At 70.4% G+C, this 17,438-nt stretch carries 17 protein-coding genes and 1 tRNA gene; 4 read left to right on the forward strand and 14 right to left on the reverse strand.

Annotated features, from left to right (window positions below):
• Positions 1-4: 4 nt before the first annotated feature.
• The 5 genes from thrC to H7827_RS07405 all read right to left on the reverse strand — a co-directional run bounded on the left by thrC (position 5) and on the right by H7827_RS07405 (position 5,097).
• On the reverse strand, positions 5-1,078 hold the full coding sequence (gene thrC, locus H7827_RS07385) for a threonine synthase (RefSeq protein WP_030733567.1): 1,074 nt from the start codon (positions 1,076-1,078) through the stop codon (positions 5-7).
• A 43-nt stretch (positions 1,079-1,121) separates the two neighbouring features.
• Positions 1,122-2,414 (reverse strand): homoserine dehydrogenase, encoded by a 1,293-nt coding sequence (locus H7827_RS07390; RefSeq protein WP_030733566.1) that lies wholly within the window; start codon positions 2,412-2,414, stop codon positions 1,122-1,124.
• A gap of 95 nt (positions 2,415-2,509) precedes the next feature.
• The gene (gene lysA / locus H7827_RS07395) at positions 2,510-3,904 is read right to left on the reverse strand and encodes a diaminopimelate decarboxylase (RefSeq protein ID WP_432743590.1); all 1,395 of its coding nucleotides are present in this window, start codon (positions 3,902-3,904) and stop codon (positions 2,510-2,512) included.
• 24 nt (positions 3,905-3,928) lie between these two features.
• Positions 3,929-4,693, reverse strand: a complete 765-nt coding sequence (locus H7827_RS07400) for a DALR anticodon-binding domain-containing protein (RefSeq protein ID WP_432743592.1) — start codon at positions 4,691-4,693, stop codon at positions 3,929-3,931.
• Positions 4,690-5,097: a response regulator gene (locus H7827_RS07405; RefSeq protein WP_432743594.1), complete on the reverse strand. Its 408-nt coding sequence runs from the start codon at positions 5,095-5,097 to the stop codon at positions 4,690-4,692. Before H7827_RS07405 ends, H7827_RS07400 begins: the two co-directional genes overlap by 4 nt.
• Before the next feature lie 126 nt (positions 5,098-5,223).
• On the opposite strand from H7827_RS07405, the gene H7827_RS07410 reads away from it, so the two are divergent.
• Positions 5,224-5,295, forward strand: a tRNA-Arg gene (locus H7827_RS07410).
• Positions 5,296-5,704: 409 nt separating this feature from the next.
• Here the strand turns inward: H7827_RS07410 and H7827_RS07415 are convergent.
• Positions 5,705-6,568 carry an Eco29kI family restriction endonuclease gene (locus H7827_RS07415; RefSeq protein ID WP_432743596.1) on the reverse strand — a complete coding sequence of 288 codons (864 nt, stop codon included), beginning with the start codon at positions 6,566-6,568 and terminating at the stop codon, positions 5,705-5,707.
• Complete coding sequence (locus tag H7827_RS07420) at positions 6,519-7,298, reverse strand: GIY-YIG nuclease family protein (RefSeq protein WP_432743598.1); 780 nt, start codon at positions 7,296-7,298, stop codon at positions 6,519-6,521. The genes H7827_RS07415 and H7827_RS07420 overlap by 50 nt, the downstream gene beginning before the upstream one ends.
• A gap of 124 nt (positions 7,299-7,422) precedes the next feature.
• On the opposite strand from H7827_RS07420, the gene H7827_RS07425 reads away from it, so the two are divergent.
• The 3 genes from H7827_RS07425 to H7827_RS07435 all read left to right on the forward strand — a co-directional run bounded on the left by H7827_RS07425 (position 7,423) and on the right by H7827_RS07435 (position 11,229).
• Complete coding sequence (locus H7827_RS07425) at positions 7,423-8,715, forward strand: DNA cytosine methyltransferase (RefSeq protein ID WP_432743600.1); 1,293 nt, start codon at positions 7,423-7,425, stop codon at positions 8,713-8,715.
• 143 nt (positions 8,716-8,858) lie between these two features.
• A complete protein-coding gene (locus H7827_RS07430) occupies positions 8,859-9,497 on the forward strand; it encodes a very short patch repair endonuclease (RefSeq protein WP_432743602.1) in 639 nt (212 codons plus the stop codon).
• Positions 9,498-10,245: 748 nt separating this feature from the next.
• On the forward strand, positions 10,246-11,229 hold the full coding sequence (locus tag H7827_RS07435) for a helix-turn-helix transcriptional regulator (protein WP_432743604.1): 984 nt from the start codon (positions 10,246-10,248) through the stop codon (positions 11,227-11,229).
• A 16-nt stretch (positions 11,230-11,245) separates the two neighbouring features.
• Here H7827_RS07435 and H7827_RS07440 read toward each other — a convergent pair whose 3' ends face one another.
• The 7 genes from H7827_RS07440 to H7827_RS07470 all read right to left on the reverse strand — a co-directional run bounded on the left by H7827_RS07440 (position 11,246) and on the right by H7827_RS07470 (position 17,435).
• On the reverse strand, positions 11,246-11,527 hold the full coding sequence (locus H7827_RS07440; RefSeq protein ID WP_432743606.1) for a hypothetical protein: 282 nt from the start codon (positions 11,525-11,527) through the stop codon (positions 11,246-11,248).
• An 87-nt stretch (positions 11,528-11,614) separates the two neighbouring features.
• Complete coding sequence (locus tag H7827_RS07445) at positions 11,615-11,908, reverse strand: hypothetical protein (RefSeq protein WP_262833869.1); 294 nt, start codon at positions 11,906-11,908, stop codon at positions 11,615-11,617.
• 100 nt (positions 11,909-12,008) lie between these two features.
• Positions 12,009-13,874 (reverse strand): ABC transporter ATP-binding protein, encoded by a 1,866-nt coding sequence (locus H7827_RS07450; RefSeq protein ID WP_432743609.1) that lies wholly within the window; start codon positions 13,872-13,874, stop codon positions 12,009-12,011.
• On the reverse strand, positions 13,852-14,679 hold the full coding sequence (locus H7827_RS07455; protein WP_432743611.1) for a class I SAM-dependent methyltransferase: 828 nt from the start codon (positions 14,677-14,679) through the stop codon (positions 13,852-13,854). Before H7827_RS07455 ends, H7827_RS07450 begins: the two co-directional genes overlap by 23 nt.
• Complete coding sequence (locus H7827_RS07460; protein ID WP_432743613.1) at positions 14,676-15,221, reverse strand: hypothetical protein; 546 nt, start codon at positions 15,219-15,221, stop codon at positions 14,676-14,678. Before H7827_RS07460 ends, H7827_RS07455 begins: the two co-directional genes overlap by 4 nt.
• Complete coding sequence (locus tag H7827_RS07465) at positions 15,218-17,125, reverse strand: alpha/beta fold hydrolase (protein ID WP_432743615.1); 1,908 nt, start codon at positions 17,123-17,125, stop codon at positions 15,218-15,220. The genes H7827_RS07460 and H7827_RS07465 overlap by 4 nt, the downstream gene beginning before the upstream one ends.
• 94 nt (positions 17,126-17,219) lie before the next feature.
• Positions 17,220-17,435, reverse strand: coding sequence for a hypothetical protein (locus H7827_RS07470; protein WP_262833864.1), 216 nt, complete (start codon positions 17,433-17,435; stop codon positions 17,220-17,222).
• Positions 17,436-17,438: the final 3 nt, after the last annotated feature.

Below are 17,438 nucleotides of genomic sequence, written 5' to 3' on the forward strand. Positions count from 1 at the left end.
GGCATCAGGCCAGGCCGAGCCGTTCGGCGGCGGCGTCGGCGTCCACCGGCACCGTGACCGGCTGCGGCGCGCCGGCCACCGCCCAGTCCGGGTCCTTCAGGCCGTTGCCGGTGACGGTGCACACGATGCGCTGCCCCGGGTCGACCTTGCCCTGGTCGGCGGCCTTGAGCAGTCCGGCGACCGAGGCGGCCGAGGCCGGCTCGACGAAGACGCCCTCACCGGCGGCCAACAGCCGGTAGGCCGAGAGGATCTGACGGTCGGTCACCTCGTCGATGAGGCCGCCGGACTCGTCCCTGGCCCGCTCGGCGAACGCCCAGGAGGCCGGGTTGCCGATGCGGATCGCGGTGGCGATGGTGGTCGGGTTCCGTACCGGCGCGCCGCGCACGATCGGCGCCGAGCCGGAGGCCTGGAAGCCCCACATCCGCGGGGTGCGGGAGGCCGGCCCGTCCGCCGCGTACTCCTGATAGCCCTTCCAGTACGCGGTGATGTTGCCCGCGTTGCCGACCGGCAGGACGTGGATGTCGGGGGCGTCGCCCAGCATGTCGACGATCTCGAAGGCAGCGGTCTTCTGCCCCTCGATACGCACCGGGTTCACCGAATTGACCAGCGCCACCGGGTACTTCTCGGACAGTCCGCGGGCCAGTTCCAGGCAGTCGTCGAAGTTGCCCTCGACCTGGAGGATCTTCGCCCCGTGGACGAGGGCCTGGCCCATCTTGCCCAGCGCGATCTTGCCCTGCGGGACCAGCACCGCGCTCACCATGCCCGCCCGGACCGCGTAGGCGGCCGCGGAGGCGGAGGTGTTGCCCGTGGAGGCACAGATGACGGCCTGCGCGCCGTCCTCCTTGGCCTTGGAGATGGCCATGGTCATCCCGCGGTCCTTGAACGAACCGGTCGGGTTGGCGCCCTCGACCTTCAGATGCACCTCGCAGCCCGTGCGCTCGGACAGCACCTGCGCGGGTACGAGCGGCGTGCCGCCCTCGCGCAGCGTCACCACGGGCGTCGCCGCGGTGACCGGCAGCCGGTCGCGGTACTCCTCGATGACCCCACGCCACTGACGGCTGGTGCTGGTCGCGTCCAAGATGCTCACGGTCGTGTCCTGTTCACTTGCGGAAAAGAGGCGGCTACTCGCCCTCGACGCGCATGATGCTGGCCACATCATGCACGGTGTCCAGCTCGCGCAGGGCCGCGACGGTGGCGGTCAGCGCGGCGTCCGGGGCCCGGTGGGTGACGACGACCAGCGAGGCCTCGCCGTCCTTGCCGGACTGCCGGACGGTGTCGATGGAGACGCCGTGGTCGGCGAAGACCAGGGCGCACTGGGCCAGTACACCCGGTTTGTCGGCCACGTCCAGGCTGATGTGGTAGCGGGTGACGACGTCGCCCATCGGGCTCACCGGCAGCTGGGTGTACGCGGACTCGCCCGGCCCGCGCCCGCCGCCCAGCTTGTTGCGGCACACCGCGACCAGGTCGCCGAGCACGGCGGACGCGGTGGGGGCGCCGCCGGCGCCGGGGCCGTAGAACATCAGCTGCCCGGCCGAGTCGGCCTCGACGAAGACGGCGTTGTAGGCGCCCTTGACGGAGGCCAGCGGGTGACTGAGCGGGATCATCGCCGGATGCACCCGGGCGGTGACCGAACGGCCGTCCCCGGCGCGCTCGCAGATGGCCAGCAGCTTGACGGTGCAGCCCATCCGACGGGCCGAGGCGATGTCGGCGGCGGTGACCTCGGTGATGCCCTGCCGGTGCACGTCGTCCAGCCGCACCCGGGTGTGGAAGGCGATCCCGGCGAGGATCGCGGCCTTGGCGGCGGCGTCGAAGCCCTCCACGTCGGCGGTGGGGTCGGCCTCGGCGTACCCGAGGGCGGTGGCCTCGTCCAGGGCCTCGCCGTAGCCGGCGCCCGAGGACTCCATCCGGTCCAGGATGAAGTTGGTCGTGCCGTTGACGATGCCGAGCACGCGGTTGACGGTGTCCCCGGCCAGCGACTCGCGCAGCGGGCGCAGCAGCGGGATGGCCCCGGCGACGGCGGCCTCGTAGTAGAGGTCGGCGCCGTGCTCGGCGGCTATGGCGTGCAGGGCCGGGCCGTCCTGGGCGAGCAGCGCCTTGTTGGCGGTGACGACCCCGGCGCCGTTCTTGAACGCGGCCTCGATGAGACCGCGGGCGGGCTCGATGCCGCCGATCATCTCGACGACCACGTCGACGTCGTCCCGGGTGACCAGGCCCTCGGCATCCGTGGTGACCAGCGCCGGATCGATGCCGGCCCGCACCCGGTCGGGGCGGCGCACGGCCACCCCGGCGAGTTCGAGCGGGGCGCCGATACGGGCGGCGAGATCCTCGGCGTGCGTCGTCATCAGGCGAGCCACCTGGGAGCCGACCACGCCGCAGCCCAGCAGTGCCACCTTCAGCGGACGCGTACGCACCATTCGACCTCGCCTTTCCATGTGTCTTACGGCCCTCAGTCTTATGCAGGCGGGGGCCGTCCCCCGCCTGCGTTCAGTATGCGGACTCGGCGGTGGACTCAGCCAACGTCGAGCCGCAGCAGATCTTCCTCGGTCTCCCGCCGGACGATCACCCGGTCCTCACCGTCGGTGACGGCGACGACGGGCGGGCGGGTCACGTGGTTGTAGTTGCTCGCCATCGAGCGGCAGTACGCGCCGGTGGCGGCGACGGCGATCAGATCGCCCGGCGCCAGGTCGGCGGGGAGGTACGCGTCGCGCACCACGATGTCGCCGCTCTCGCAGTGCTTGCCGACGACGCGGCTCAGCATGGGCAGCACGTCCGAGGCCCGGGAGACCAGCGCCACCGAGTACTCGGCGTCGTACAGCGCGGTGCGGATGTTGTCGGACATCCCGCCGTCGACGCTGACGTACGTCCGCAGCCCCTCCAGCGGCTTGACGGTGCCGACCTCGTAGAGGGTGAACGCGGAGGGCCCGATGATCGCGCGCCCCGGCTCGACCGAGAGCCGGGGGGTGTCCAGGCCGGCCGCCGCGCACTCGCGCTCGACGATGTCGCGCAGCGTCCTCGCGATGTCGAACGGCTCCAGCGGGTCGTCGGTGGAGGTGTACGCGATGCCGAGCCCGCCGCCGAGGTCGATCTCGGGCAGGTTCACCCCGAACTCGTCACGGACGGTGGCCAGCAGCTGCACGACGCGGCGCGCGGAGACCTCGAACCCGGCGAGGTCGAAGATCTGCGAGCCGATGTGCGAGTGCACGCCCAGCAGTTCCAGGCTCTGGGGCTCGGCCAGGACGCGGCGCACGCCGTCCAGGGCGGCGCCGCCGGCCAGCGCGAGGCCGAACTTCTGGTCCTCGTGGGCGGTGGCGATGAACTCGTGGGTGTGCGCCTCGACCCCGACGGTCACCCGCACGAGCACCGGCTGCCGTACGCCGTGCTCGCCGGCGATCCGCGCGACGCGGTCGATCTCGTCGTAGGAGTCGACGACGATGCGCCCCACGCGGGCCTCGACGGCCCGGCGGATCTCGTGCTCGGACTTGTTGTTGCCGTGGAAGGCGATGGACGCCGCGGGCATACCGGCCGCCAGGGCGGTGGCCAGTTCGCCGCCCGAGCAGACGTCGAGATTGAGCCCCTCCTCGCGCAGCCAGCGCACGACGGCACGCGAGAGGAACGCCTTGCCGGCGTAGAACACGTCGGCGCCGTCGCCGAACGCCTGCCGCCAGGCACGGCAACGCGCCCGGAAATCGCCCTCGTCCAGGATGTAGGCGGGCGTTCCGTGGGTGCGGGCGAGCCGGTCGACGCCGATGCCGGCGACGGTGACCACGCCGTCCTCGCCGCGCCGCACGGAGTGGGCCCAGACCTTGGGATCCAGGGCGTTGAGATCGGTGGGCGGGGCGCTGTAGTGGCCCTCCGGCAGCACATCGGCGTGACGGGGCCCGGCGGGGTGGGCGGAACGGCTCATGGAAGACCTCTGGTGGTGCGAGAGCTACAGATGACGGGGGGCACTGACACCCAGCCGGGACAGACCGCCGGCGAGCACCGTCGCGGTGGCCTGGGCGAGGGCCAGCCGCGCGCGGTGGGCGGTCCCGGGTTTCTCGTCCCCGACGGGCAGGGTGGCCCGCACCGACTCCGCCTCCAGCCAGGCGCCGGCTATGGCGACCAGCCGCTGCGGGCTGTTCCCGGCGGCGGCCCACTCCCCGAGGGCGTCGAGCAGGGTGCGCTCGGCGGGGTGCGCGGCGGGGGCGGGCTCGGCGCTCAGGCCGAACCGCGCGGAGTGCCCCAGCAGGTGCCGGCACCTGGCGTGCGCGTACCGGACCCGGAACAGCGGGTTCTCCACCCGCTGCACGAGCAGCGCGGCCCGGTCGCCGCCGGTGGCCTCGCTCCAGCGCGCGATGTCGCGCCGGGTGTCCTCGGGTACGGAATCGGGCACCGGGCCGGCGGCCAGCGCGCGCAGCAGGGCGGTGTCGCCGTCCCCGTGCAGTTGGAGGGTGAGAAACCCGTCGCGTACCGACGCGCCGGTGATCCCGTCCTGCGCCAGCAGGGCGTCCCGCAGCAGCGCGGCGACCTCGGCGGCGGGCCGCCCGGCAGGGCGGGCGAGCTGGTGGGCAACGGCGGTGGACCATCCCGGCTCCCCATGCGGGGCGCGCCGGACCACCACCCGCGCGGGGACGGCGGCACCGGGCAGCCGACCGCTCTCGACGGCCTGGCGCACACAGCGCAGCACGACGCGGGACAGCTGGTCGGGGGTCACCTGGTCAGAGTACGAGAGGAGGCGGGCGCCTGGCGCCCCCGCCCCTGGTCGCACAGCCGCCGTACCTCGCGGACCAGCACGGTCGGCTCGAAGGGCTTGCCCAGCACGGCGTCCACCTCGGCGGGCGGGTCCTGATCCGTGCTGGCGCTGACGAGCACCAGCGGGATGTGCCCGGTGCGCGGGTCGGTCCGCAGCCGGGAGGCGGTGCGCAGCCCGTCCAGACGGGGCATGGCCACATCGAGGGTGATGACGTGCGGCCGGAAACGGTGCACGGTCTCCAGGCACTCGGCGCCGTCGGACGCGGTCATGACCTCGAAACCGTCGAGTTCGAGGTTGACCCTGATGAGCTGCCGGATGACCTGGCTGTCGTCGACGACGAGGACCCGGCCGGTAGCGCCTGGCACCCCGCCAGGGTAAGCGCGTACCCCGCTCCCCGTCCGGCCCTTTCGCAAACTCCCACCCCGTGGAACCCGGTACGGAGGTCTGCCGGGGAGCTGGTAATGTTCTCGATGTCGCCAAGGCGACGCCAAGCCCCCGTAGCTCAGCGGATAGAGCATCGGCCTCCGGAGCCGTGTGCGCAGGTTCGAGTCCTGCCGGGGGCACCTGGGATCAGGTTCCTGAAGACCCCGTCATCAGCGCTTTCGCTGGGACGGGGTTTTCGCGCATGTGCAGGCGCATGTGGCTGAGCGCCTGACGGCAGCCAGATGACTGAGGTCGAATGGCAGCACCAGTTCGCCCCGGAGAACGCCCTTCTGATCGTTTACTCCACCGAGCTGGATCGTATGTTGAGCCCACGACCGCGACCGGTGGCGTCCTCCACGACACCACAGCGCGAATCTCCGAGGACGGGACTTCAAACAGTCATCTCATACATCTACCGAAGCGGACTCGCAGGCAGCCACCTGCGCGACGGACGGTGTAGCGGGCTCGCTTGTCGCCTTCCAACTCACCCGCTGTCCTTGCACCGAGCTTTCCGCCACCGACCACCGCGCCATCGGCGGAAGCCTCAGTTCAGTCGGGCTCATCCCCTTCCGTCTGCTCCGCCTCGATGGCGAGGACCGCTTCTTTGGACAGCCTTCCGGTGAGCAGATCACGGATCCGGGCACGGGATACATCCGCTGCTGTCTTACTCGGCGTCGGCATGTTGTCTGGATGGGACCACCAGCGGCCCGGATGCAGTTCGTCCCAGGCGGGACGGTAACTATCCTTACGCCGATTGGCTCCGGGGTCATGGTTTCCGAAGCCGTCGACGATGCTGTTCCACACTGGCCGGTAGTGCCGGATGATCACCCGTTCCGCGATGCTCACGAACGCCTCGATCGCGACCAGGTACCGAACCCGGAAGTCCGAGATCTCCAAGTCGTGAACCTGGTGGAGCGACTGCTTGTGCTCGTAGATCCGATCCCACAACGTGGTGGCATCGGGCTTCTCCTCAGCCGCGCCCTTGCGCACACCAGTGGGCCGGGCCTGCCCTACATATACGGGAACGAGGCAGTCCGGCGAACTTACCTCCGCGTACAGGGGATTCGACCCGCAGTAGTACAGAGCGTAGATGCCACTCCCGTGTATGGGACTGACCTCATCCAACGGCTCGGGAGCCCGGCTGAGGAGTTCGGCTTCCACGCTGCGTCCCAGGTTTTCCAGATCTAGCGGATTATACGGGGTGAAACGACGCCCTTCCGCCAATTTTCGCCATGTCTTTGATTTTCGAGGCTTCTTAGGAGGCTTCTGCGGAGAGGGGAGATTTTCGCTGAACGGACTGGGAGAAGCTGACAACTTGTACTCGGACCTCCGACTCGTACGATTTACTAGATTTGCGCTCTCACTAATGCCAGACGTCCACAACACCGGAGTTGCGGTAGTAGCGCCGGCCACTCGGATAGTCCTCAGCCTTCGGGTACATGATCAAGTACCCGGGAAGGGCGGTGATTTGCCACCTATCGGGAAGCTTCGCGGCGATGACCCTCAGGGCCTCATCTGCCGTAACGCCCGCACCCGGGAGTCCCACAGTTATGTCGTCGAACTCCCTTGACGCCTGATAGCGGAATACGTACGGAAGGTGGTTCTTGATCTCCTGGAGCAAGCGGGAGAGAGGCACCAGCTCGTCCGCATGGGTGCGTTGGCTGAGCAATTCTGTCAGCTTGTACTCCAGGTCGATCGGGTGTTCGTGATCGAAGTGACCCTCATCCACCTCAGTCGTATCACGCCGCTTACCTGGGTCGTTATTGCCAAATCCGTTGTAATTCCATGGAGCTTTCCCCTGCCCCCTGTGTTCATTGATCAGCAGACGCTCTGGAGCGACCGCGCCGAAATCCTCATCCACGTAGAGACAGGTGAACGTCATCTGATCGAGAGAGATGTTCGTGCGGCCGGAGATCTTCCGAAAGTGTTTCTCGATACGTTGCGGAAGGCTGCGATCAGCTTTGCCTACGTAGACAAGGTCTTCGTCCTTGTAAAGCTGATAAACGCCGGGCAGCGGCCGGAGCGACCGGATGTTCTCCATGGATAGAGGCGCCGGCGTCAGCTTCTTCAAGGCGGCCGCGAGCTGGTCTCCGAGCGCTTTGGTGATGCTCAACTTGAACTCGGCGTGGTTCACCAGCGACACGACCAGGGCCTCCTGCGCTTGCGACGAGTGATTGTCGTCACTCTATCTGGTGAACTCGGGCCTCGCGGTGTCGGATTTGCGCGAAGGGCTCACGTGAACGCTAGCTCCGCGGTATGGTTTTCCCATGTCTGAGCTGCGAGAGAAGCATCCCGAGGTGGGTACCTGTGTCGAGCTGTTCGCCGGTGGTGGTGGCCTCGCCATGGGCGTCCACAACGCTGGCTTCCGACCGCTGCTCGTGAACGAGTACGCCAAGCGGGCCATCGAGACGCTCCAGAGCAATGAGATGCCGGGGGGCGGGAAGTGGCCACTGAAGCCTGGCGACGTCCGCCTGCTGCGGAACGACTTCAAAGAACTGGAAGACCAGGTCGATGTCCTTGCCGGTGGCCCACCCTGCCAGCCGTTCAGCCTGGGCGGCGTCGCCAAGGGGACTGAGGACGAACGGAACATGTTCCCTCAGATGTTCCGCGCCATCCAAGAGATGCGGCCAAAGGCCGTCATCTGCGAGAACGTCCGGGGCCTACTCAGAAAGTCCTTCAACCCCTACTTTCAGTACATCCTCAACGAGATGCGACTCCCGTTTGTCGAGCGCGAGGAGGGCGCGACATGGGAGGAGCACAACGAGGTTCTGGAGAAGCTCCTCGCCAACGACTCGGTGCCCGTCTCCGAGCGCTACATCGTGAAGCATCACCCCGTGAACGCGGCTGACTTCGGCGTCCCACAAATCCGACAGCGAGTCGTGATCGTAGCCTTCCGCGCCGACCTTGGACTGGACGAGGCCAAATGGGATAAATACGCACCAAAAGCAACACACTCGGATGAGGCACTGATCCATTCCATGCGTGAGGGCGGAGAGTATTGGGTCCGTCACCGGAAGGTCTCGGAGGTAGCGAAGGCCCGCGCCATCGCGAATCTGCCGAAGCTCAACTACAACAACCCGAAGACCCAGGAGAAGCTCGCCCTCCAGCCATGGCGGACGCTTCGGGACGCGATCCACGGTGTTGACGAGTTTGAAGGGCGTCCCCTGCCGCCAGTCAGCGAGGCGGCGGTCAACAGCAAGGAACAGGTGGGAATGATCTCTGACCACTTTGGGTGGCCAGGCGCCCGGGTCTACACGGGGCACACTCCCAACCTCCTGGACCGGCCGGCCAAGACTGTCAAAGCCGGCGTGCACGGTGTCCCTGGCGGTGAGTCCGTGATGATGATGGACGACCCGACGTTCGATGGAAGCGGCTACCGGTACATGACGGTCCGCGAGACCGCGCGCGTCATGACCTTCCCCGATGAGTGGACATTCGCTGGCCCGCGTGGCGAGAAGATGAGGCAGCTCGGGAACGCTGTGCCGGTGAAGCTGGGCAAGGTGTTCGCGGACGCGGTCGCCGCCGCTCTGAACTCGGTCGGCGCCCTGGAGAAGGCGTGAGACACGAGGAGGCGATCGGTACGCAGCGGGGCTGGAATGATCGACTGCCGCCCGCGAAGGCGTACAAGGCACGCCCAGGTCTGCCGCGTGACAAACGCAGCGCCGAGCAAGACAGAGCCGCAGGGGGCCGGCACCGCCGAGCCGTGCCGCTCGACGACGGCTCCTGCGCACGCGGGTCAATCCAGCTCAGACTGTTCCGGAGCACTCGCCGCATCCGCGCGTACCTCCGCTGGTCGGACAATGGGGAAACGAGGGAGAAGTATGTCTGTGAGGTCTACGAACCGACGCGCAGAGCGAACCTCACTCTCGCGTGGGCGAAGGCACGGGAAACCGGCAAGGTAATTGACGAGCCCCTCCCCCCGGGCTCGACAGCGTCGTCGGTCTCCGTTCGCGCCATCATGACCGCGAACAAGGGAAAGAACACCAAACCGGAGCTCGTACTGCGCGCCGCCCTGCATCGCAGAGGGCTGCGCTACCGGGTCGGCATCCGCCCGCTCCCTGAGCTTCGACGCACAGCGGACATCGTATTCCCCAAAGCCAAGGTAGCGGTCTTCGTCGACGGTTGCTTCTGGCACGGCTGTCCGGATCACTACCGACCTGCCAAGAAGAGCGGTGAGGAGTGGGGGCAGAAGATCAAGGACAATCGAGACCGGGACGCCTCCACCACGCTCGCTCTCAAGGGTCAAGGGTGGGCGGTTCTTCGATTCTGGGAACACGAGGATCTGGATCAGGCAGCAGAGAGAGTCAGGGAGAAGGTCGAGGAGCGAAGGTCCGGAACCTGAAGCCCCTCATGGAGCCGAAGCTGCGCCATCGCACTGTCGACGGCTGCTTCTTCCACGACCGTCCCGGTCATCAGCACACCTGGACGAAGACCATGCCTGTACTAGGTCGAAGGGTTGCGGCGAACCGCCCGTGAAGCCGGAACCGATCGATGTCTTGCCATCGCAGAGTGGGAAGCCGTGCGCACGTGGGAGCCCTCCGGAGCGTCACCGAGGACATCGAGGCATAGTGCCGCCACGTTGTGTCTCTTGCCGCAGTAACGGGGCCACCGCGACTGTCAAGTCAGCACACCCGGTTCGTCAGTGGTTGTCACTCTGGTGGCCACGATCAACCTTTGAGTGGGCACGTGGATCTCCTCCTCATGCCCCAACTCCATGTAAAGAAGTTCCCCTGGATCAGCTTCTGGAAGGTCGTCTCCCGCGCTTCCATGTGTCCTCCCGCCCCGGTGCCGGGCGTGTGGCGTCCTCCCGGCGCTCTGCTGTGCGCACAACCTGACGAGTGGGCGTGACCGGGGGGTTCGATTCGCGTGATCTTGCCCACGATCGGATGGCCGGCCCCGGTGCCGGGGCCGGAGGTTCCGAGGGGGCACGGGCGGGGGGAGGTGGGCGTCCACGGGCCCGCCTCGCTGTTTTGCCTCCGCTTGGCTCTTCGCAAGGCGACCGTCGCACCATAGGCTTCGCCCTGTCGCTCGCGACTCGAACGCAACTTGCGCCGAAGGTTCACGGGGAGGGCGTATTGCACGCATACGCGATGTCGGTGCTCGGGCTGTCGGCGGCCGAGGAAGAGATCTACCGGCACTTCCTGCGCAACCCCCGCACCTCACCGCGTGAGATCCACGTCGTACTGCGCACCGGCCGGAGCCAGGCGCAGGAGGCGGTGGACCGGCTGCGGGAACTGCGGCTGCTGCTGGGCGATGACGAGCACACCTGGGCCGCCGAGCCGGACAGCGCGGTGCCCCGGCTCGCCGAGGACCGCCTGGAGCGGCTCCACCAGGAGATGCGGCATCTGACCCAGACCAGGACCATCGTCGACTCGCTGCACCGTGAACGGCCGGTGCCCGCGGCGCCGGACGCGGCGGCGGGCGGCATCGAACGGCTGGAGGATCTGCGGCTGGTGCGCAGCCGCATCGACGACCTGTCGTTCTTCGCGCACTCCGAGGTGCTGTCGGCCGAGCCGTACACCGCGCTGTCCAAGGAGAACATCGAGCACGCGCGGCCGTTGGACCTGCGCTGCCTGCGGCGCGGGGTGCGGATCAGGAACCTGGTGCGGGCCGAGGCGCTGCGGGACGCCCCCACCCTGAGCTATCTGCGGGAACTCACCGCCCACGGGGCGCAGATCCGCATCGCGGAGGATTTCTCGGAGCTGATCCTGGTCTACGACCGGCACACCGCGCTGGTTCCGATCGACCCGGCCAACACCTCGCGCGGCGCGCTGTGTGCCCGCGAGAGCGCCCTGGTCGGCAACATCATCACGCTCTTCGAGCGGCTGTGGGACGCGGCGCGGGACTTCGGCGCGCTGGTGGACTCCCCCGACCGGCAGAACCCCGAACTCTCCGAGGCGCAGCGGCAGGTGCTGCAGCGGATGTGCACCGTCAGCAAGGACGAGACGGGGGCCCGGGAGGTGGGGGTGTCGCTGCGCACCTACCGGCGGCACATCGCGGACCTGATGCAGTTGCTGGCGGCGGAGAACCGCGCGCACGCGGCGCTGCTGGCGCGCGACCGCGGCTGGATCTGAACCGGCCGCGGCCCCTTCAGCCGCTGTCCGGCAGCCACCCGTGCAGCGCGGGGTCGGCCAGGGCGGCGCGGAGCGCGGCGTGCACGGCCGGCGCGCCCGCCGGGGTCCGCACCCACAGCATGATGCGGGCCGCCGTCACCCGGTGCCGGTACGTCCAGTGGCCGGGCAGCAGGCTCAGCAGCCGGACGAGGGCGATCTCGCCGTCGTGGGCGTGCGCGGCGGTCAGTGTCAGTGCGATCTCCCCATCCAGCCCCTCCCCTTGACCCTCCCCGTCCCCGTGCCCCGCCCCGTCCGTCATCGGCCCCCCGTGCCGGGCAGCGCGGCCCGGGCGGGGGCGGACGGGCCCGCCCCGCCGCCCCCCATCGCCCCGTTCACGCGCGGGGTCTCACTGCCAGCCGTTGGCGCAGGGCTGCTGCCAGTCCTCGCGGTTGCACTTCTCCGGATCGGGCTCCGGCGGCCGGGGGGTGCCGGGCTCGGGGACGAGCCGGTCGGCGGGGTCGGTGAACGCCGTGCCGGCGACCTGCGCCCAGCCGCCGGAGGCGCCGCCGCCCCCGCTGCTCCCACCGCCGCCCTCGTACGCCGTCGCCGTGGCGGCCGTCCCGCCGGCCGCCAGCAGTGCGGCCACGGCGAGTGCCGTGACGCGTGCGGCCGTACGCCGCCGGTGCGGTGTGGCGTTCATCTACCGACCTCCGTAACTGTGCTGTCGGTGCGCCGCGTTCGTGCGCACCCCGTGAATCTGTCATGCGCCGGTCGGCGCCGGGAAGGCGCGCGATGGCAACTCACTGCACCCGTCCCGCAGGATCCTGTCGTCCGGCGGCCGGCGCCGTGTCCGCGACCAACTGGGTGGTGGCCAGCCGCCGGTACAGCGCGTCGCGGGCCATCAGCTCCGGGTGGGTGCCGCGATCGCGTACCCGTCCGCCCTCCAGGACCACGATGTGGCCGGCGTCCACCACGGTGGAGATGCGGTGGGCGATGGCGATCACCGCGCACCGCTCGGCGACCCGGGCCAGCACCTCGCGCAGCGCCGCCTCGGTGTCCGAGTCGAGGTGCGAGGTGGCCTCGTCGAGCAGCATCACGGCGGGCCGCTGGAGCAGCGCGCGGGCGATGCACACCCGCTGCCGCTGCCCGCCGGAGAGCCCGGTGCCGCCGTCGCCCAGGACGGTGTCCAGGCCCTCGGGCAGGTCGGCGACCACCTGGTCCAGGCCCGCCATCCGCACGGCGTCCCGCAGTTCGGCCTCGGTGGCGTCGGGGGCGGCGTAGGTGATGTTCTCGCGCAGGGTGCCGCGCATCGCGGCGCTGTCCTGCTGCACGTAGCCGACCCGGCCGCGGACGGCGGACAGCGGGAGGGTGGCGATGTCGCGGCCGTCCACCAGGACGGCGCCGCCGCGCGGCCGGTAGAAGCGTTCGATCAGCTGGAAGGCGGTGGTCTTGCCGGCGCCCGACGGGCCGACCAGGGCGGTCAGTCCGCGCGGCGGGACGGCGAAGGAGACGCCGTCCAGCACGTTCCGGCCGTCCTCGCCGTACCCGAAGCGCACGGCGCGGAATTCCACGGCGGGGGGTGCCGTACCGGTGAGCGCATCGGGGACCGCGGCCGGTTCCGGGGCCGTGGCAGGGCCGTCCTCCTGCGGCAGGTGGACGAGTTCGTCGACACGGGCCATCGCGGCCCGGCCCTGCTGGTAGGCGCCGATGCTCATGAACACCAGCACCAGCGGCGACACCAGATAGAAGAGGTACATCACGAACGCCGTGAAGTCGGCCAGGCCCAGCGAGCCGGTCGCCGCGCGCGCCATGCCGGCGCCGACCACGGCGGCCAGCGAGGCCTGAAGCCCGACGTTCATGGTGGGGGTGAGCACCGAGGCGTACGCGGTCACCCGGATCCCCGAGTCGCGCGCCCGCTCCGTCAGCAGGCCGATGCGGTGCTGTTCGCGGTCCTCGGCACGCGCCGCCTTCACCGTCGTCAGGGCGCCGAGCACCCGGTGCAGGTCGGCGCCGAAGTCCCCGGTGTCCTCCCGGTTGCGCACGGCGGCCACCCGCAGCCTGCGGGCCAGCCACAGGGAGACGGCGCTGGCCACGCCGATGCAGCCCAGGGCGATGAGCAGCAGCCAGATGTCGATCCACGCCATCATCACCACGCAGCCGATGACCACCAGGCCGTTGACGATGATCTGGGCCAGGCTCTGCGACAGCGCGATCTTCACCAGGGAGGTGTCGGACACCAGCCGGGTGTGGACGTCGCCCTGCCGTCTGGCCTGGTACGCCGCCAGGTCGGCGCGCAGCACCCGGCCGGTGAGGAAGGTACGCGAGTCGCGCACGATGTTCTCGCCCGCGCGGCCGATCAGATAGCCCTGGGTGGCGGAGAGCGCGGCGTCCGCCAGCAGCAGGGCGCCGAGCAGCACGATGAGGAAGGCCACCGCCTCGCCGGCTCCGGCCGCCTCGATGAGGTCGGAGACGATGACCGGCTGGGCGAGGGTGGAGGCGACGCCCACCACGCCCAGCAGCACCCCGGAGCCGAGCAGCAGTCGGTGGCGGCGGGCGATGCCCCAGATGGTGCCGGGTCCCGGCCCGGCGGGGCGCTCGGCGGCGGGCTCCGTCACGGGCTCCGTCGCGGGCCCGGTCGTGGGCTCAGCCGTGCTGACGGTCGTCATGGTCCGCACCACCCGTTCCCCGGTCGTCGTGCACATAGCGGCTGATGCACAGCGGGCTGTCCTCGCGGAAGCGGCCGCCCAGCCAGTCCGCCTGCCGCCCGGCGGGCACCAGTCCGGCGGCGGCGGCGTACCCGTCGGTCTCCTCCGGCGTCGTCAGCCGGCTGATCTCGCTGCCCACCCGGGTGCCGCTCGGCTCGTGCCACAGGTGCTGGGCCTGCCACAGGGAACTGCCGGGGACGAGGGTGGAGTACGTCTGGAGTCCCGTGTCGGGCTCCGGGTAGGGCGTGAACCAGGAGGTGGAACGGCGGCCCTCGTGCAGGGCGTGCACGTACGCCGGGTTGTGGGTCTCCACCACCAGCGTGCCGCCGGGCGCCAGCCGCTCCGCCGCGCGGGCGATCGCCGCCCGCTGCTGCTCGGGCGTCAGCAGGATCGAGAGGGTGGCGCACACGCAGTAGACCAGCCCGTACCGGCGTTCGTCGGTGTACGTCCTGATGTCGCCGTGCACCCCGGTGACGGGCACGCCGCGCTCGCTGACGGCGGCGCGCAGCAGGGCCAGCATCTCGGGCGAGGAGTCCACCCCGGTGACGGGCCCGGCCAGGGCCGCCAGGGGGATGGCGATCCGTCCGGTGCCCACCCCGAACTCCAGGGCGCCGCCGCCGGGGTGCCAGCCCGCCAGGACCTGGGCGCTGAGGGCGGCGTACGGGTCCTTGGGGAAGATCCGGTCGTAGAAGTGGGCGAAGGCCCGCCCGTACGCGGAGCTGTTGTCGGTGCCGCCGCCGGGTCCGTGCTCGGCCGTGGTCGTCATCGTGCCGCCTCCCGGCTGTCCCGCAGGGGGTTGTAGGGGGAGACGAAGACGATGTCCGGCTCCTCCGTCTCGTCGTACCCGGCCCCCCGGACCATCGTGAACTGGAAGCCCTTGACGGCGTCCGCCTGGGCCGAGCGTTCGATCCGGTCCCGGAAGAAGGCGCTCAGCAGCCGGTAGGCGGGCTGCCGGGTGACCACGTCGAATCCCTTGTCGAGCGCCATCATGATCTCGCTGCCGACGTCGAAGACCGCCTTCTCCGGACGCCGCCCGGGGAACCAGAGGATCTGCCGCGGGTGGCGGCCCTGGATGACCTCCACCGGCTGCCAGGAGGAGGTCTCCCCCGCCTCGTCGAGCGTGCGGTAGAAGAACTCGAAGTCGTGCTGGGCGGGGTTGGGGGCGAAGAACCGCCAGTTGGGGAACGCGGAGCTGAACCGGTCCTTGCGCATCACCCGGTGGAAGGACATGTGCGGGTGCTGGCTGGCCAGGGTGCCCAGCAGCATGAGGCCGACGGCGACCCGGACCGCGCCGTCCGCCGCTCTCATGACAGCTCCCGGGCGGCGTCGGCGCGGACGGCGGCCGGAGCCGTGACCGGAGCCGGGCCGGTCTCGCGCAGGAAGTCGAGCAGGTGGTCCCCGGTCCGCAGCGCGAACTCCGCCTTCGTCAGCAGGGTGTCGTGGTCGGATCCCTCGATCACCAGCTCGCGGACGATACGCCCGGCGCCCCGGTGCGCGTCGGCCAGCTCGCGGTGCATGAGCAGTTGTGCCGGGTCGCGGTCCACGGTCTGCTGCGCGGAGACCACCAGGGCGTGCGCGGCCAGCGGCGGCAGCCCTCCTGCGTGGCCGCGGAAGTCCTCCTCGGTCGCCCGCCATTCGCGCATCCCCGCCGTCCACATCCGGGCGTCGGCGTAACTGTGCATGGCCTTGGCCCGGAACGGGCGCGGCAGGTGGTCCACCCACTCCGGGCGGGTCATCAGCACGCCGAGACCGGCCCGCAGGCTGACGGTGAACGTCCGGATGGCGCTGGTGAGCCGCTCGGCGGACTCGCTCTGCTGCTCGGAGCGGGACAGCTCCCCCGGGTGCGAACTGTCCAGGTAGACCAGGGCGTGCAGCCGTCCGCCCAGCGTGGGGGCGGCGCGGCGGGCGAGTTCGCCGCCCAGCGAGTGCCCGGCGAGGACCACGGGGCGGCCTTCGGGCACCGTCTGGTCGATCAGGTCGAGCAGGTCCTCGACGGACTCCTGGAGGGTGTACGGGCGGGCGCCCGCGTACCGGCTGGGCCCGTAGCCCGCCCTGCTGTACGTGAGCAGCTGCGGTCCGCCGCGGGTACGCAGCGCCTGGGTGAGCCAGCCGAAGTGCTCGGGCAGCGCGGTCAGTCCGTGCACGAAGACCACCACGGGGCCGCTGCCCTCGGGGGTGATGGTGGTGTCGTAGGCGAGGGTGTTGCCGTGCCGGGTGCGGACCGTACGGGTGCCGTACCAGCCGTCGGTGACGCGCATGCGCCGGGTGGCGGCGAGCGCGCCCGCGACGGCGACACCGCCGGCGGCCACCGCGGCGACGGCGCGCAGCACGCGGTCGTCGCGGCCGGCGATGGCGGGGTGGTCCTTGGGGGCGCTGGTGTAGGCGACCATCGGGTGCATGGCGGCGAAGGCGGTGACGAACCGGCCGAGCCCCATGACGAAGCCGTTGGCGACGTGGAAGGAGACGGTGGCGGCCAGCACGGGCCGGGCCAGCACGCCGCCCTTGAGGTAGATCACCGGGAACAGGCACTCCAGGGCGAGCACCCCGTGGGCCAGGGCCCGGCCGGTGCGCGGGTAGCGCTGGGTGAGCCGCCACAGGTGTTTCTCGCCGTACGTCCTGGTGCGCAGGACGCCGCCGAGCGCCGTGCCGCTGCGCCAGTCGGCGCCGAGCAGCTTGACCCAGCCGGAGACCAGGTAGGACATGTTGGACTGGAGCGCCACGTACCACAGCAGCGCGTCCTGGGTCCGTTCGGAAGTGGAGAGCCGGGCGAGCCCGGTGGCCGTCTGGACCATGCCGGACGCCTGGTCCGAGCCGTCGGAACCGAGCCGGTGCAGCGGGTACATCGCGGCGCCGGACAGGCCGAGGAAGAGGTTGGCGGCGCCGCGCCAGCGCCCGTCGCCGGGCAGCATCAGCGCGGCACTGGCGGCGGCGCGGGCGGCGTACAGAGCGGTGGTCGTCCGCTCGTGGGCCAGGACGTCGAGCATGGCGCGGGTGGGGCGCGAACAGTCCGCGTACAGCTCGCGGTTGATCGACCAGTCGCTCAGCCCGCCGCGCCGGTGGTGACGGCGGTCGCTGAGGAATTCCAGGGAGGCGACCAGGGTGGTGGCCGCGGACAGTCGTTCCGACAGGCCCATCGCCCGCCGGCGGCCGACGGTGACGGGCCCCAGCAGTGAGGCGAACAGTTTCTTCGGCTTGGTGGAGGGGAGTCTCATCAGCTCATCAGGGCCTTCCGGGGGTGGAGGGGCCCGGCCGGGCGGGGCCACGGGGCACCGGCCCGGCCGGGGGCACGACCTGGCGTCGGAACGGTCAGGTGATGATCGGTTCGATGGAGGTGCCGGCGGTGCGTCCCGCCTCGAAGGCGGCGACGATGGCGCTGCCCGCCGCCACCCCCGCTCCGAACGCGACGATGGTCACCGGGGTGGCCAGCACGGGCCGGGCGGGCGAGACCCTGCCGGTCCGGTCGAGCACCGGGATGGTGGCCAGCACGGGTGAGTCATCCAGATAGGCGGCGATGCGCGACATGGG

The sequence above is a fragment of the Streptomyces sp. JH002 genome (assembly GCF_050916115.1).
Taxonomy (GTDB): Bacteria; Actinomycetota; Actinomycetes; order Streptomycetales; family Streptomycetaceae; genus Streptomyces; species Streptomyces xiamenensis.

Coding starts and splice junctions, on each gene's coding strand:
- H7827_RS07460 (WP_432743613.1), bottom strand. CDS start 15,221: ATGAGAGCGGCGGACGGCGCGGTCCGGGTCGCCGTCGGCCTCATGCTG.
- H7827_RS07455 (WP_432743611.1), bottom strand. CDS start 14,679: ATGACGACCACGGCCGAGCACGGACCCGGCGGCGGCACCGACAACAGC.
- lysA (WP_432743590.1), bottom strand. CDS start 3,904: ATGAGCCGTTCCGCCCACCCCGCCGGGCCCCGTCACGCCGATGTGCTG.
- H7827_RS07440 (WP_432743606.1), bottom strand. CDS start 11,527: ATGACGGACGGGGCGGGGCACGGGGACGGGGAGGGTCAAGGGGAGGGG.
- H7827_RS07435 (WP_432743604.1), top strand. CDS start 10,246: ATGTCGGTGCTCGGGCTGTCGGCGGCCGAGGAAGAGATCTACCGGCAC.
- H7827_RS07465 (WP_432743615.1), bottom strand. CDS start 17,125: ATGAGACTCCCCTCCACCAAGCCGAAGAAACTGTTCGCCTCACTGCTG.
- H7827_RS07390 (WP_030733566.1), bottom strand. CDS start 2,414: ATGGTGCGTACGCGTCCGCTGAAGGTGGCACTGCTGGGCTGCGGCGTG.
- H7827_RS07445 (WP_262833869.1), bottom strand. CDS start 11,908: ATGAACGCCACACCGCACCGGCGGCGTACGGCCGCACGCGTCACGGCA.
- H7827_RS07425 (WP_432743600.1), top strand. CDS start 7,423: ATGTCTGAGCTGCGAGAGAAGCATCCCGAGGTGGGTACCTGTGTCGAG.
- H7827_RS07470 (WP_262833864.1), bottom strand. CDS start 17,435: ATGTCGCGCATCGCCGCCTATCTGGATGACTCACCCGTGCTGGCCACC.
- H7827_RS07450 (WP_432743609.1), bottom strand. CDS start 13,874: ATGACGACCGTCAGCACGGCTGAGCCCACGACCGGGCCCGCGACGGAG.